The sequence below is a fragment of the Pseudomonas sp. AC242 genome (genome assembly GCF_979258655.1).
Genome location: NZ_OZ409873.1, coordinates 505,375 through 521,435, shown reverse-complemented (window position 1 = coordinate 521,435; position 16,061 = coordinate 505,375). Strand labels below are relative to the sequence as shown.

The 16,061-nt window shown below is 58.8% G+C and carries 13 protein-coding genes; all 13 read right to left on the bottom strand.

Going from position 1 to position 16,061, the window contains the following annotated elements; translation table 11 throughout:
• Window positions 1–67: 67 nt before the first annotated feature.
• Entirely contained in the window at window positions 68–1,015 is a 948-nt protein-coding gene (locus ACZZ0A_RS02255; RefSeq protein WP_007908843.1) for an acetyl-CoA carboxylase carboxyltransferase subunit alpha, read from the bottom strand.
• A 139-nt stretch (window positions 1,016–1,154) separates the two neighbouring features.
• Window positions 1,155–4,676, bottom strand: coding sequence for a DNA polymerase III subunit alpha (dnaE, locus tag ACZZ0A_RS02250; RefSeq protein ID WP_007908844.1), 3,522 nt, complete (start codon window positions 4,674–4,676; stop codon window positions 1,155–1,157).
• Window positions 4,677–4,752: 76 nt separating this feature from the next.
• Window positions 4,753–5,379, bottom strand: coding sequence for a ribonuclease HII (rnhB, locus tag ACZZ0A_RS02245; protein WP_007908845.1), 627 nt, complete (start codon window positions 5,377–5,379; stop codon window positions 4,753–4,755).
• A gap of 11 nt (window positions 5,380–5,390) precedes the next feature.
• Window positions 5,391–6,521 carry a lipid-A-disaccharide synthase gene (gene lpxB, locus ACZZ0A_RS02240; protein ID WP_123374595.1) on the bottom strand — a complete coding sequence of 377 codons (1,131 nt, stop codon included), beginning with the start codon at window positions 6,519–6,521 and terminating at the stop codon, window positions 5,391–5,393.
• A gap of 2 nt (window positions 6,522–6,523) precedes the next feature.
• Window positions 6,524–7,300, bottom strand: coding sequence for an acyl-ACP--UDP-N-acetylglucosamine O-acyltransferase (lpxA, locus tag ACZZ0A_RS02235; protein WP_007908847.1), 777 nt, complete (start codon window positions 7,298–7,300; stop codon window positions 6,524–6,526).
• On the bottom strand, window positions 7,297–7,737 hold the full coding sequence (gene fabZ / locus ACZZ0A_RS02230) for a 3-hydroxyacyl-ACP dehydratase FabZ (protein WP_003222142.1): 441 nt from the start codon (window positions 7,735–7,737) through the stop codon (window positions 7,297–7,299). The genes lpxA and fabZ overlap by 4 nt, the downstream gene beginning before the upstream one ends.
• 106 nt (window positions 7,738–7,843) lie before the next feature.
• The gene (gene lpxD, locus ACZZ0A_RS02225) at window positions 7,844–8,899 is read right to left on the bottom strand and encodes a UDP-3-O-(3-hydroxymyristoyl)glucosamine N-acyltransferase (protein ID WP_007908848.1); all 1,056 of its coding nucleotides are present in this window, start codon (window positions 8,897–8,899) and stop codon (window positions 7,844–7,846) included.
• A gap of 3 nt (window positions 8,900–8,902) precedes the next feature.
• Window positions 8,903–9,406 carry an OmpH/Skp family outer membrane protein gene (locus ACZZ0A_RS02220; RefSeq protein ID WP_007908849.1) on the bottom strand — a complete coding sequence of 168 codons (504 nt, stop codon included), beginning with the start codon at window positions 9,404–9,406 and terminating at the stop codon, window positions 8,903–8,905.
• Window positions 9,407–9,451: 45 nt separating this feature from the next.
• Entirely contained in the window at window positions 9,452–11,827 is a 2,376-nt protein-coding gene (gene bamA, locus ACZZ0A_RS02215) for an outer membrane protein assembly factor BamA (RefSeq protein WP_007908850.1), read from the bottom strand.
• 74 nt (window positions 11,828–11,901) lie between these two features.
• Window positions 11,902–13,254, bottom strand: coding sequence for a sigma E protease regulator RseP (gene rseP / locus ACZZ0A_RS02210; protein ID WP_463542462.1), 1,353 nt, complete (start codon window positions 13,252–13,254; stop codon window positions 11,902–11,904).
• A gap of 54 nt (window positions 13,255–13,308) precedes the next feature.
• A complete protein-coding gene (ispC, locus tag ACZZ0A_RS02205; RefSeq protein ID WP_007908852.1) occupies window positions 13,309–14,499 on the bottom strand; it encodes a 1-deoxy-D-xylulose-5-phosphate reductoisomerase in 1,191 nt (396 codons plus the stop codon).
• A complete protein-coding gene (locus ACZZ0A_RS02200) occupies window positions 14,496–15,302 on the bottom strand; it encodes a phosphatidate cytidylyltransferase (protein ID WP_095112516.1) in 807 nt (268 codons plus the stop codon). The genes ispC and ACZZ0A_RS02200 overlap by 4 nt, the downstream gene beginning before the upstream one ends.
• Window positions 15,302–16,057: a polyprenyl diphosphate synthase gene (uppS, locus tag ACZZ0A_RS02195; RefSeq protein WP_007908854.1), complete on the bottom strand. Its 756-nt coding sequence runs from the start codon at window positions 16,055–16,057 to the stop codon at window positions 15,302–15,304. The genes ACZZ0A_RS02200 and uppS overlap by 1 nt, the downstream gene beginning before the upstream one ends.
• Between the last annotated feature and the right edge of the window lie 4 nt (window positions 16,058–16,061).

Genomic DNA, 16,061 nt, shown 5'->3' with positions numbered 1-16,061 from the left:
ACACGTTGGTTGAATGTTACACCGCGATCGCGAGCAGGCTCACTCCTACAGGGGGACTGCGTTCGACTTAGAGACCGTAGCTCATCAGTCGATCATAACGACGCTTCAACAGCGCTTCGTTATCGAACTTCTTCAGCATCGCCAGTTGCGAGCTCAGTTCGGCACGGATCGAAGCCGCCGCAGCCGCCGGGTCACGGTGAGCGCCGCCCAGTGGCTCGCCAATCACCTTGTCGACAATGCCCAGACCTTTCAGACGCTCGGCAGTAATGCCCATCGCTTCAGCCGCATCCGGCGCCTTTTCCGCGGTTTTCCACAGAATCGAAGCGCAACCTTCCGGCGAGATCACCGCGTAGGTCGAGTATTGCAGCATGTTCAGCTGATCGCAGACGCCGATCGCCAGTGCACCACCGGAACCACCCTCACCGATAACGGTAGCGATGATCGGCGTTTTCAGGCGCGACATCACGCGCAGGTTCCAGGCAATTGCTTCGCTCTGGTTGCGCTCTTCAGCGTCGATACCCGGGTAGGCGCCCGGGGTGTCGATGAAGGTCAGGATCGGCATTTTGAAACGCTCGGCCATTTCCATCAGGCGGCAAGCCTTGCGGTAGCCTTCCGGACGCGGCATACCGAAGTTGCGGCGTACCTTCTCGCGCACTTCACGGCCCTTCTGGTGACCGATGACCATCACCGGCTGGTCTTCCAGACGGGCGATGCCGCCAACGATGGCCGCGTCGTCAGAGAAGTGACGGTCGCCGTGCAGTTCGTCGAACTCGGTGAAGATGTGCTCGATGTAGTCGAGGGTGTACGGGCGTTTCGGGTGACGCGCCAGGCGTGCGATCTGCCAGCTGGTCAGCTTGCCGAAGATGTCTTCGGTCAGCGTTTTGCTTTTGTCCTGCAGGCGGGAGATCTCATCGCCGATATTCAGCGAATTGTCATTACCGACCAAGCGCAACTCTTCGATCTTGGCTTGCAGGTCGGCGATCGGCTGTTCGAAATCTAGAAAATTCGGGTTCATAGGCGTCCGTCTTGGGTCGTGTCCCAAATGAGCTTGGGCCGGCCGGTTGTCTATTCGCGCCCTACCTTAAGGGAGAGGCGCGCTGAGGTCGAGATTAAAAATTCAGGTTGCGGGCAAGCGCAATGATGGCACTTGCCGGTCAACGGTATTGGAGGAAGACGTTGTCTCGCCCGAACTGGTCACGCAGGGCTTGAATCAACGCATCCGCCGGATCAATTCGCCAGGTCTCGCCGAACTGCAGCAAGGTCTTCGCATCCGGGCTGGTGTACTCCATGGTGATCGGGCACGCGCCGCGATGACGCTTGAGCAAATCACCCAACCAGCGTAGCTGATCGCCTTTCAGGTCCTGGGTTTGCAGCTTCAGGCGCAGGCTCTCGGCGAGGTTGGTGCGCGCATCTTCCATGCTCATCACCCGCTTGACCCGCAGGCGCAGACCACCGGAGAAGTCGTCATTGCTGACTTCGCCTTCGACCACCACCATCGCGTCGGTCTGCAACAACGATTGCGCAGAGTGGAACGCATCGGCAAACAAGGAAGCCTCGATCCGCCCTGAGCGGTCGTCGAGGGTGATGAAGCCCATCTTGTCGCCCTTCTTGTTCTTCATCACGCGCAGGGCAATGATCATCCCGGCCACGGTCTGCGTGTCGCGCGCCGGTTTCAGGTCGATGATGCGCTGGCGGGCGAAACGGCGAATTTCACCTTCGTATTCGTCGATCGGGTGACCGGTCAGGTACAGTCCCAAGGTGTCTTTCTCACCTTTGAGACGTTCCTTGAGGGTCAGCTCCTTGGCCTTGCGATGGGACGCATAAACATCGGCGTCTTCCTCGACAAACAGCCCGCCGAACAGGTCGGCATGGCCGCTGTCGTGGGTGCGCGCGGTTTGTTCGGCCGCCTTGATCGCCTCTTCCATCGCCGCCAGCAGCACGGCACGGTTACGGTCGATATTGGCCTGGTAAGCCTTTTGCTCGTCGTGGAAGTACGGGCCCAGACGATCCAGCGCACCGCTGCGGATCAGGCCGTCCAGCGTACGTTTGTTGATGCGCTTGAGGTCGACACGGGCGCAGAAGTCGAACAGATCCTTGAACGGACCGGCCTGACGCGCTTCGGTGATCGCCTCAACCGGGCCTTCGCCGACGCCTTTGATCGCGCCGAGGCCATAGACGATGCGGCCATCGTCGTTCACCGTGAACTTGAACTCCGAAGTATTCACATCCGGCGCGTCGAGACGCAGCTTCATGGTGCGAATTTCTTCGATCAAGGTCACGACCTTGTCGGTGTTGTGCATATCCGCCGACAGTACCGCGGCCATGAACGGCGCCGGGTAGTGAGCTTTCAGCCACGCAGTCTGGTACGAGACCAGGCCGTAGGCGGCGGAGTGGGATTTGTTGAAGCCGTAACCGGCGAATTTTTCTACCAGGTCGAAAATGTTACCGGCGAGGTCGGCGTCAATATTGTTGGTCGCGCAACCTTCAATGAAACCGCCGCGCTGCTTGGCCATTTCCTCAGGCTTTTTCTTACCCATCGCCCGACGAAGCATGTCCGCACCACCGAGGGTGTAACCGGCCATGACCTGGGCAATCTGCATCACCTGTTCCTGATACAGGATGATGCCGTAAGTCGGTGCCAATACTGGCTTGAGGCCTTCGTACTGATAGTCCGAGTGCGGGTACGCCAGTTCGGCGCGACCGTGCTTACGGTTGATAAAGTCGTCCACCATGCCGGACTGCAGCGGGCCTGGACGGAACAGGGCCACCAGTGCGATCAGGTCTTCCAGGCAGTCGGGCTTGAGCTTTTTGATCAGCTCTTTCATGCCGCGCGATTCAAGCTGGAATACCGCAGTGGTCTCAGCTTTCTGCAACAACGAGTACGTCGGTTTGTCGTCCAGCGGGATAAACGCGATATCCAGCGGCGGCTCGTTGACCTTGGCGCGGTCGCGGTTAATCGTTTTCAGCGCCCAGTCGATGATTGTCAGGGTCCGCAGACCGAGGAAGTCGAACTTCACCAGACCGGCCGCTTCAACATCGTCCTTGTCGAACTGGGTTACCAGACCGTCACCGGCCTCGTCGCAATAGATCGGCGAGAAGTCAGTCAGCTTGGTCGGCGCGATAACCACACCACCGGCGTGTTTACCGACGTTACGCACAACGCCTTCGAGCTTGCGCGCCATCTCCCAGATTTCCGCCGCCTCTTCATCGACCTTGATGAAGTCACGCAGGATCTCTTCCTGTTCGTAGGCTTTTTCCAGGGTCATGCCGACTTCGAACGGAATCATCTTCGACAGACGATCGGCCAGACCGTAAGACTTGCCCTGTACCCGCGCCACGTCACGCACCACAGCCTTGGCGGCCATGGAACCGAAGGTGATGATCTGGCTTACCGCGTTGCGGCCGTATTTTTCGGCCACGTAATCAATCACGCGGTCACGACCGTCCATGCAGAAGTCGACGTCGAAGTCGGGCATGGAGACCCGTTCCGGGTTAAGGAAACGTTCGAACAGCAGGTCGTATTCCAGCGGATCGAGGTCGGTGATCTTCTGCACGTAGGCCACCAGCGAACCGGCACCCGACCCCCGGCCAGGACCTACCGGTACGCCGTTATTCTTGGCCCACTGGATAAAGTCCATAACGATCAGGAAGTAACCGGGGAAGCCCATCTGGATGATGATATCCAGCTCGAAATTCAAGCGATCGACATAGACCTGGCGCTTGGCTTCGTAGTCTTCGGTGGTGTCTTTGGGCAGCAGTACCGCCAGGCGTTCTTCGAGACCGTCGAAGGACACTTTGCGGAAATACTCATCGATGGTCATGCCATCGGGGATCGGGAAGTTGGGCAAAAAGTGCGTGCCCAGCTTCACTTCGATATTGCAGCGCTTGGCGATCTCGACGGTGTTTTCAATCGCGTCGGGAATATCGCTGAACAGCTCGATCATTTCCTCGGCGCTTTTCAGGTATTGCTGATCGCTGTAATTCTTCGAACGGCGCGGATCGTCGAGTGCACGGCCCTCACCGATGCACACGCGGGTTTCGTGGGCGGCGAAGTCTTCCTGCTTGATGAAGCGCACGTCGTTGGTTGCCACCAGCGGCGCGCCCAGTTTGTCGGCAAGCGCTACGGCACCGTGCAGTTGCTCTTCATCGTTAGGACGATTGGTGCGCTGGATTTCCAGATAGAAACGATCCGGGAACACCGCCATCCATTCGCGCGTCAGGGCTTCGGCTTCGGCCGGATTGCCGCCGATCATGGCCATGCCGATCTCGCCTTCTTTGGCGGCGGACAGCATGATCAGGCCTTCGTTGGCTTCGGCAACCCACTCACGCTCGACAATGATCATGCCGTTGCGCTGGCCTTCGATGAAGCCGCGCGAGATCAACTCGGTGAGGTTGCGATAGCCCTTGGCGTTCATCACCAACAGGCTGATGCGACTCAGCGGTGCATCCGGGTCTTTGTTCGACAGCCACAGGTCGGCGCCGCAAATCGGCTTGATGCCGGCGCCCATGGTGTTTTTATAGAATTTGACCAGAGAACACATGTTGTTCTGGTCGGTGACCGCGACCGCCGGCATGTTCATGGCGGTCAGCGCCTTGACCAGCGGCTTGATCCGCACCAGCCCGTCGACCAGGGAGTATTCAGTGTGCAGGCGTAGATGAACGAATGAAGCCGGCATAGTGATCCTGTCCAGTTACATAGAGACAACAAGGCCCGGATTGTACCGGGCCTCGAACAAAACATCAGCCTTGCGACTAAACCTGCGTCAGACCTTCCAGCGCTTCATAAGCCTGACGCACCGGGGCGAACGAGCGCCGGTGAATCGGCGTCGGGCCAAGGCGCACCAAGGCTTCCAGATGAACGGGCGTCGGGTAGCCTTTATGGCCGCCGATGCCGTAACCCGGGTAGATCAATTCGAATGCAGCCATTTCACGGTCGCGACTGACTTTGGCCAGAATCGACGCCGCAGCAATGGCCGGCACCTTGCCGTCGCCCTGCACCACCGCTTCGGCGCGCATCGGCAATTGCGGACAGCGATTGCCGTCGATCATCGCCAGCTTCGGCTGAATGTGCAGGCCGGCGACTGCGCGCTGCATGGCCAGCATGGTCGCGTGCAAAATATTCAGCTCGTCGATTTCTTCGACTTCGGCGCGGGCAATGCACCAGCTCAGGGATTTCTCGATGATTTCGTCGTAGAGCTTTTCGCGCTTGGCTTCGGTGAGCTTCTTCGAATCGTTGAGGCCGAGAATCGGCCGATTCGGATCGAGGATCACCGCTGCCGTGACCACTGCACCGCACAACGGACCACGACCGACTTCATCGACGCCGGCGACCAGTTCTTCGACTTCGGCGACCAGGGTGAAATCCAGGCCCATCTGCATGCTTGCCTTGCTCATCGTGTCTGACCGATCAGGTTGAGGACGGCGTCCGCCGCCTGATTAGAAGCATCCAGCCGCAGTGTGCGGTGGATCTCGTCGAACCCGCGGGTCTGTTCTTCGCCGCCTTCGATCAGCGGCGACAGGGTCTGCGCCAATGCTTCGACCGTCGCATCATCCTGCAACAATTCTGGAACCAGCAGACGCTGGGCCAGCAGATTCGGCAAGGACACGTACGGGCTCTTGACCATGCGTTTGAGAATCCAGAACGTCAGCGGTGCCAAGCGGTACGCCACCACCATCGGCCGCTTGTACAACAGCGCTTCGAGGGTCGCGGTGCCGGAGGCGATCAGCACGGCGTTGCACGCAGCCAGTGCCAGATGGGATTTGCCGTCGAGCAGGGTTACCGGCAGATCACGCCCCGCAAGCAACTCTTCAAGCTGCGCGCGGCGCTCCGGATTGGCGCACGGGATGACAAAGCGCAAACCCGGGCGCATCGCGCGCAGGCGTTCAGCAGTATCGAGGAACAGCGCACCGAGACGGGAGACTTCGCCGCCACGGCTGCCGGGCATCAACGCCACCAGCGGGCCGTCGGGCAAGCCCAACTCGGCACGCGCCGCAGAGCGGTCGGCCTCCAGCGGGATGGTGTCGGCCAGTGTGTGGCCAACGAACCGCACCGGCACGCCTTTCTCTTCGTAGAATTTTGCTTCGAACGGCAGCAGTGTCAGCATCAGATCGCAACCTTCGCGGATCTTCAGCACGCGCTTCTGTCGCCATGCCCACACCGAAGGGCTGACGTAATGCACGGTTTTGATCCCGGCCTGACGCAGCTTGAGTTCGATATTGAGATTGAAGTCCGGCGCGTCGATACCGATGAACACATCCGGTTTCTCGGCGATCAGCGTGGCGATCAGGTCCTTGCGGCGCTTAAGCAATTCGCGCAGGCGCCCGAGCACTTCCACCAGGCCCATGACCGACAAGCGCTCCATGGGAAAATAGGAGGTCAGGCCTTCGGCCTGCATCAACGGGCCACCGACGCCGATGAACTCGACCGCCGGATGCTGCGCCTTGAGGGCGCGCATGAGACCGGCGCCGAGAATGTCACCGGAAGCTTCACCCGCTACCAGCGCGATACGCAGATTGGCCATGATCAGCGAGTGATGCCGCGAGTCGACGACTGGATGGAGTCGCGGAATATCGCGACTTCCGGGAACTGCGCTGCAGGTTCGGCCAGCTCAGCCAGCGCCTGCTCGACCGTGAGGCCCTGACGATAGACGGTTTTGTAAGCGCGACGCAGGGTGTGGATCGCGTCCTCGCTGAAACCGCGACGGCGCATGCCTTCGAAGTTCATGCTGCGCGCTTCGGCCGGGTTGCCGAACACGGTGACGAACGCCGGAACGTCCTTGCCGATGGCGGTGCCCATGCCGGAAAAGCTGTGGGCGCCAATGTGGCAATACTGGTGAACCAGGGTGAACCCGGAGAGGATCGCCCAGTCATCCACATGCACATGGCCGGCCAAAGCCGTGTTGTTGACCAGAATGCAGTGGTTGCCGATAACGCTGTCGTGGCCGATGTGGGCATAGGCCATGATCAGGTTGTGATCGCCCAGCGTGGTTTCCGAACGGTCCTGCACGGTGCCACGGTGAATCGTCACGCCCTCGCGGATGACGTTGTGGTCACCGATCACCAGACGGGTTTCTTCACCCTTGTACTTCAGATCGGGCGTGTCTTCGCCTACCGAGGAAAACTGGTAGATGCGATTGTGTTTGCCGATGCGGGTCGGGCCTTTGAGGATTACATGCGGCCCGATCACGGTACCCTCGCCGATTTCCACACCTGCGCCGATGATCGACCACGGGCCGACCTCGACGCCATCAGCCAGAACGGCCGATGGATCGATGATTGCGCGAGGGTCAATCAAACTCATAGCTTGCGTTCCGCGCAGATGATTTCAGCCGAGCAGACCGGCTTGCCATCAACCGAAGCCTGGCATTCGAACTTCCAGATCTGGCGCTTGCAACTGATGAACTTGGCTTCGAGGATAAGCTGATCGCCCGGCAACACCGGCTGACGGAAGCGCAGCTTGTCGGAACCGACGAAGTAGTAAAGCGTGCCGTCGGCAGGCTTCACGTCAAGCATTTTGAAACCGAGGATCCCGGCAGCCTGAGCCATCGCTTCGATGATCAGCACGCCCGGCATGATTGGATGCGCAGGGAAGTGACCATTGAAGAACGGTTCATTGATGCTGACATTCTTGTAGGCGCGAATGCGCTTGCCTTCAGTGTCCAGTTCCACCACCCGGTCCACCAGCAGGAACGGGTAGCGGTGAGGCAGGTATTCGCGAATCTCGTTGATGTCCATCATTTCGGGGGGAAGCCTATGTAAAGATTGGGAGCGCGACTGACGCGCACTCCTCTAGCAAATCAAGGAGGCAGTCTAGAGGCTGTGCACACTTGATATGGAAATGGTATCAGCCATCTGATGAAGCATTGCCGTCAGGGGTCACTTCCCCTACGCGCTTTTCCAGCTGTTTCAAACGTCGCGCGATGTCATCGAGCTGACGGATGCGGGCCGCGCTTTTGCGCCATTCGGCCGCCGGTTGCATGGCTGTACCGGAAGAATAGGCACCCGGCTCGGTAATCGAGTGGGTCACCATGGTCATCCCGGTGAGGAAAACGTTGTCGCAAATTTCAATGTGGCCGACCAGGCCAACACCGCCGGCGAGCATGCAGTGCTTGCCGATTTTGGTGCTGCCGGAAATGCCGACACACGCCGCCATGGCGGTGTGATCACCGACCTGAACGTTGTGGGCGATCTGGATCTGGTTATCGAGCTTAACGCCATTGCCGATCACGGTATCGGCCAACGCGCCGCGGTCGATGGCGGTGTTCACGCCAATCTCGACATCGTCGCCGATGGTCACACCACCGATCTGGGCGATTTTCTGCCAGATGCCTTTTTCATTGGCGAAACCGAAACCTTCGCCGCCGAGCACGGCACCAGACTGGATAACCACACGCTTGCCGATGCGCACGTCGTGATACAGCGTCACGCGTGGCGCGAGCCAGCCGCCTTCGCCAATTTCACTGCGCGCGCCGATGAAGCAATGCGCGCCCAGTGTCACGTTTGCCGCGATCCGCGCACCGGCCTCGATCACCACGAATGGGCCGATGCTGGCGGCTGGATCAACCACTGCGTCAGGCGCAATGACCGCCGACGGATGGATACCCGCAGTGGCTTTTGGCTTGGGATCGAACAGATGCGAGATTCGCGCGTAAGCCAGGTAAGGATCCGGCACCACCAACGCATTACCGGCAAAACCTTCGGCATCGGCTTCTTTGAGCAGCAGTGCTGCCGCCTGCGAGCCGGCGAGGTATTTGCGATATTGAGGGTTTGCCAGAAAGCTCAACTGAGCTGGGCCAGCCTCTTGCAAAGTGGCTAGCCCAGTAATTTTCGTCTCAGGGTCGCCACGCAGGGTGGCGCCGAGGAACTCGGCCAATTGGCCGAGCTTGATATTCACGGTCATGGGTTACTTCAGCTGATTCATGCGCTCGATAACCTGGCGCGTGATGTCGTACTGAGGTTTGACATCGATCACTGCACCACGCTCGAACACCAGATCAAAACCACCTTTCTTGATGACTTCTTCCACTGCGCTATCCAGCTTCGGCTTCAGTTGCTTGAGCATTTCGCGGTCAGCAACGGCTTTGGCTTCGTTCAGCTCCTTGGACTGGAACTGGAAGTCACGGGCCTTTTGCTTGAATTCCAGCTCCAGACGCTCACGCTCACCCTGCTGCATTTTGTCGCCACCGGCCATCAGACGATCCTGAATACCCTTGGCGCTGCTTTCCAGCGTTTTCAGCTTGGTCAGTTGCGGACCGAACTTCTTCTCGGCATCCACGGCGTACTTCTTCGCAGCGTCGGATTCCAGCAAGGCCATCTGATAGTTCAGAACGGCAATTTTCATGTCGGCAAATGCCGGGCCTGCCACCATCAAGGAGGCCAGGAGAACCAATTGAGTCAACTTACGCACGATGCACTCCTACAAAATCCATTGTCGTTATCTTGGGTCAGACGCTTAGAACGTCTGGCCGAGGGAGAATTGGAACACTTGAGTTTCAGCCTCATCCGGCTTCTTGATCGGCATGGCCAACGCGAAGCTCAGAGGACCCAGTGCGGTGACCCAGGTCACACCCACACCCACGGAACTGGCCATGTTGCTCAGGCTGATGTCGTTGCACTTGGTGTTCGACGTCGAGCCGTTTGCATTGGTAGTGTCCTTGCACTGCGAGTCAAATACGTTACCCACATCCCAGAAAACAGAGGTGCGCAGCGAACGTTGATCTTTCACGAACGGCAGCGGGAACAGAACCTCGACACCACCCTGGATCAGGACGTTACCACCGAACGGCAGTGGATCCTGGTCCGGGTCAGCCAATGTGCCCGGGTTGGTGCCACGGCTCGGCGTACTGCGCGGGCCGAGGGTGCTGTCCTTGAAGCCACGAACCGAGTTGAAACCACCAGCATAGTAGTTTTCATAGAATGGCAAGCCATCGGTTCCGCCGTATCCATCGCCATAACCCAGCTCGGTGTGCAGACGCAGGGTGTAGTTCTCGCTGATCGGCTGGAACAGCTGACCGCGGTAATCCAGTTTGTAGAACGACAGGTCGCTGCCCGGCACGGTGGTTTCCAGGGTCAGACTCTGGGAACGACCACGGGTCGGCAGTACGCCTTTGTTCAGGGTCGATTCGGACCAACCGGCCGAAGCCTTGAAGTTCAGGTACTTGTCGCCTTCCTTGTTAACGAAGTCGAAAATCTCGTCAACGGTGTAGGTACCGGTCTTGATCTCGTCCTGTTGAACCGACAGGCCAAAGGTCAGACGCGAAGTCTCACTGATCGGGTAGCCAACGTTCACGCCGGCACCCAGGCTGTCGACCGCATAGCTTGCTACGTCGACGTCGAGGTCTTTGTAGTCGGTGGTGCGATAGAACGCGTTGTAACCCAGGCTCACACCATCGGCGGTCCAGTACGGGTCAACGTAGCCGAAGTTGTAGCGGCTCTGGTATTCACTGCGGGTCAGGCCGACGCTGACGCGGTTACCGGTACCGAGGAAGTTGTTCTGGGTGATCGAACCACCGAGGATCAGACCGGCACTCTGGGCGAAACCGACACTGGCGGTAATCGAACCGGAAGCCTGCTCTTCCACGGCGTAATTCACGTCAACCTGGTCGTCGACACCTGGCACGGCCGGGGTTTCAACGTTGACCTCTTTAAAGAAGCCCAGACGCTCAAGACGGGTTTTGGATTGGTCGATCAGGTAAGTCGAAGCCCAACCGCCTTCCATCTGACGCATTTCACGACGCAGCACTTCGTCCTCGGACTTGGTGTTGCCACGGAAGTTGATGCGATTGACATAGGCTCGCTTGCCCGGATCAACGGCGAACAGAATATCTACAGTGTGATCATCATCGTGCGGCTGAGGTACGCCGTTGACGTTGGCGAAGGTGTAACCCTCGTTACCCAGTCGACGGGTGATCAGTTCGGACGTGGTGGTCATCAGCTTGCGCGAGAACACCTGTCCCTTCTGCACCAGCAGCAGGGATTTGACTTGGTCCTCAGGGACTTTCAGATCACCGCTGAGCTTGACGTCACGAACGGTGTACTTCTCGCCTTCGTTGACGTTGACAGTGATGTAGACGTGCTTCTTGTCCGGGGTGATGGATACCTGGGTCGAAGCGATATCCATGTTGATATAGCCACGGTCCAGATAGTAGGAGCGCAGACGCTCCAGGTCACCGGAAAGCTTTTCACGGGCGTACTTGTCATCGTTCTTGAAGAACGACAGCCAGTTGGTGGTTTTCAGCTCGAACAGATCGGTCAGGTCTTCCTCAGGGAAAACCGTGTTACCCACCACGTTGATGTGCTGAATGGCCGCAACGGTGCCTTCGTTGATCTTCACTTTCAGACCAACGCGGTTACGCGGCTGCGACACCACTTCGGTATCAACGGTAGCCGAGTAACGGCCTTGCGCGACGTACTGACGTTGCAGTTCGTTACGCACACCCTCAAGGGTGGCGCGCTGGAAGATCTCGCCTTCAGCCAGACCAGACTGTTTGAGACCTTTCATCAAGTCTTCAGTGGAGATCGCCTTGTTGCCTTCGATCTCGATACTGGCGACCGACGGGCGTTCAACGACCGTGATGACCAGAACGTTGCCTTCGCGGCCCAGCTGGATATCTTGAAAGAAACCGGTTTTGAACAACGCACGAGTGGATTCCACCAGGCGACGATCATCCGCCTGCTCACCGACGTTCAACGGCAAGGCACCAAAGACGCTACCCGCGGAGACCCGCTGGAGGCCATTGACGCGAATATCAGAGATAGTGAAGGACTCGGCGTGAACTTCGGCGATCATCAATACGGTGAGAACCGCAGTTAGCAGCAGACGTTTCATGAAGTCCTTTCTTATTCCAACTGGCAATAAACAAACTGCCGCAAAATGCGGCAGATTCGCAATTCAGCGAAGCGTTACAGTCGACCCAGATCGTTGACCAGAGCAAGCAACATCACCCCGACCACCAAACTGATACCGATCTGTATCCCCCAACCTTGCACCCGATCCGACAAGGGACGACCACGCGCCCACTCGATCAGATAAAACAACAAATGCCCCCCATCCAATACAGGAATGGGCAGCAAATTCAGAACCCCCAGGCTAATACTCAGATAAGCAAGGAAATTCAGGAAATCAGCGACGCCCGACTGGGCAGAAGCGCCCGCCACTTTAGCAATGGTTATCGGTCCACTCAAGTTTTTTACCGAGAGCTCGCCGAACAGCATTTTCTTTAGCGAATCGAGCGTCAGAATGCTCATGGTCCAAGTGCGACGAGCACCCTCGCCAATGGCAGCAAGAGGCCCGTAACTGACCTCGCGAATCATCTCCGGCGGCCAGTCGACAGCTTTTACACCTGCACCCAGATATCCGCTTGGCGATTTGCTTTCACCGCGCGCCGCCAGAGTGACAGGGACGTCGATTTGAGCACTGTCGCGCTCGATGCGCAGCATGATTTTGGTATCAGGACGCGTACGAACGGTATCGACCACTTGCTGCCAGTCATTCAGCGTCTGGCCGTCAAGGGCCAGCAGGCGATCACCCGTCTTCAGACCGGCAGCCTGAGCCGGGCCTTTCGGATCAAGCTCGGCAAGCACCGGTGGCAAAGCCGGGCGCCACGGACGAATACCCAATGAGCGGATCGGGTCTGGCTCATCAGCACCTTTAAGCCAGTTATCCAGCTTCAGCTCACGCGGCGAATCCGCTGTCGAACCCTGCTCACGCACCAGCAACTGCAGAGAACCGGTTTCGCCCAGGCGCCGGACCAACTGCAGATTGACGGCCGCCCAACCGGTAGTCGGCTCTCCATCGATCGCCACGATCTCTTCACCTGCGCTCAAACCGGCACTGGCGGCGATACTGCCGGATTCAACCGCACCGATGACCGGACGCACCTGTTCGCTGCCGAGCATCGCCAACACCCAGAAGAACACCAGCGCCAAGAGAAAATTGGCAATGGGGCCGGCCGCAACAATGGCGATACGCTGACGCACGGATTTGCGGTTGAACGACTGATCAAGCTGATCGACCGGGACTTCACCCTCACGTTCGTCGAGCATTTTGACGTAGCCGCCCAGCGGAATCGCGGCAACCACAAACTCGGTGCCTTGCTTGTCGTGCCAGCGCAACAACGGCATGCCAAAGCCTACGGAAAAACGTAGAACCTTGACGCCACAGCGACGCGCGACCCAGAAGTGGCCGAATTCGTGAAAGGTGACCAGCACACCCAAAGCGATCAGGGTGCCGGCAATCATATAGAGCGCGCTCATCTATTTTCTCCGCAATCCTGTTCAGTGCCGCGTGTAGCCATTGTGTAGCAAATTCTATCGATCGTGGCGCTTCAGCCACTGCTCGGCCAGAACTCGCGCCTTGGCGTCTGCCGTAAATACGGCATCGAGGTCTGCCAATGCTACGACCGGTTCGAGGCTCAATACCTCCTCGATGATACTCGCGATTTCCAGGTAACGAACCCGTCCGTCGAGAAACGCTGCCACCGCTACTTCGTTCGCTGCGTTGAGCATCGCCGGAGCACTGTCGCCAGCTTCGGCAGCTTGCCGGGCCAGACGCAGGCAAGGGAAGCGTTCTTCATCCGGCGCCTCGAAGTCCAGGCGCGCCACAGCAAACAGATCCAGCGGTGCCACGCCGGAATCAATGCGCTCCGGCCAGGCCAGGGCATTGGCAATCGGCGTGCGCATGTCGGGATTGCCCAACTGCGCCAGCACCGAGCCATCGACATAATCGACCAGCGAGTGAATCACGCTCTGCGGGTGGATCACCACCTCGACCTGCGAGGGCTTGGCATCAAACAACCAACAGGCCTCGATCAGTTCGAGACCTTTGTTCATCATGCTGGCCGAATCGACCGAAATCTTGCGCCCCATGGACCAGTTCGGGTGAGCACACGCCTGCTCAGGTGAAACATGCGCCAACTCACTCATCGGTGTCTGTCGGAACGGACCACCAGAGGCTGTGAGTAAAATCCGACGGACACCGACCGAGCTCAATCCACGGGCAAAATCCTGTGGCATGCACTGGAAAATCGCGTTGTGTTCGCTGTCGATCGGCAGCAGCACCGAACCGCTCTTGCGCACTGCCTGCATGAACAGGGCGCCGGACATCACCAGCGCCTCTTTATTGGCCAGGAGAATCTTCTTGCCGGCCTCGACGGCCGCCAGGGTCGGACGCAGACCTGCCGCACCAACGATCGCCGCCATTACGGCATCGACCTCAGGAGCAGCAGCGACCTGGCACAGACCCTCCTCCCCCACCAGCACGCGGGTCGGTAAACCGGCCGCACGCAAATCATCCTGCAAACCGCGCGCAGCGGCAGCTTCCGGCACCACGGCAAATTGCGGCACGTGACGCACGCACAAGGCGAAAAGCTCGCTCAGGCGCGTGAAACCACTCAGCGCGAACACCTGATAACGCTCAGGATGGCGGCCAATGACATCCAGCGTACTCAGACCGATCGAGCCGGTCGCACCCAGAACAGTGACCTGTTGAGGGCGACTCACGGTGCAGCCATCCACAGCAGCACGGCAAACACAGGGATGGCCGCTGTCAGGCTGTCGATACGATCAAGCACACCGCCATGACCAGGCAGCAGGTTACTGCTGTCCTTGATGCCGGACTGACGCTTGAACATGCTTTCGGTCAGGTCGCCAACCACGGAGATGAAGACGATCAGCGCAGCGCCAATCAAGCCTTTAAGCAACTCGGCGACCGTCCAGTCGCGAACAAACGCGACAATGGCAGTAATCACCAAACTCAGCGCAAGACCACCATAGACACCTTCCCAGCTTTTGCCTGGGCTGACTTGCGGGGCCAGCTTGCGCTTGCCGAATTTGCGACCAGAGAAGTAGGCACCGATATCGGCCCCCCAGACCAGCACCATCACGGCCATGATCAGCCAGTTACCCAGCGGATACTGTTTGATCTGCACCAGACCTTGCCAGGCCGGCAGCAGAATCAGCAGGCCGATGACCAGTTTGGTTGCCGCACTGGACCAATGCACGCTGGACCGCGGATAGGTCAGCACCAGCCAGGTTGCCACCGCCCACCACAGCACGGAAGCACCCAGCACCCACGGGGCAAGCCCGGGCAGGATGTACATGATAAACAGCATGAACGCGACCACGGCGGCAAAACCCACGCGGAACGTTTGTCCGGTGAAGCCTGCCAGACGCGCCCATTCCCACGCACCCAAAGTCACGACCAGACCGATAAACAAGGCAAAACCGGAGCCTTCCAGCAGGAAAAACCCGCACAAGGCAATCGGCAGCAGGATCAGTGCAGTGATGATTCGTTGTTTAAGCATTAAACCCGGGCTCCAGCTTCGACCTGTTCGCTCGTTTTACCGAAGCGACGCTGGCGCGAAGCGAAATCGGCCAGCGCATTGCGCATGGCATCGTGTTTGAAGTCCGGCCAGAACAGGTCGGAGAAGTACAACTCGGCGTAAGCCAGTTGCCACAGCAGGAAGTTGCTGATGCGATGCTCGCCACCGGTACGAATGCACAGGTCTGGCAACGGTAGATCGCCGGTCGCCAGACAGGTTTGCAGCAGATCCGGGGTGATGTCTTCCGGACGCAGGTGCCCGGCCTGAACTTCACGCGCCAGACGCTGCGCAGCTTGTGCGATATCCCACTGACCGCCGTAATTGGCAGCGATCTGCAGGATGAATCGGTTGGCGCCCGCCGTCATCGCCTCGGCTTCACGCATTGCCGCCTGAAGCTCCGGATGAAAGCGCGAACGATCGCCAATGATGCGCAGGCTGATGTTGTTGTCGTTGAGGCGCTTGGCCTCACGACGCAAGGCCTTGAAGAACAGGTCCATCAAGGCACTGACTTCATCGGCCGGGCGCTGCCAGTTCTCACTGGAAAACGCGAACAAGGTGAGCACTTCGACCTTGGCCTCGGCGCACACCTCGATTACGGCACGCACAGCATCCACGCCCGCTTTATGCCCGGCGACACCCGGCATAAAGCGTTTTTTCGCCCAGCGATTGTTGCCATCCATGATGATCGCGACATGGCGCGGCACCGCGGACGGCGCAGTCTGCTTGGTCTTGTCCATTAAA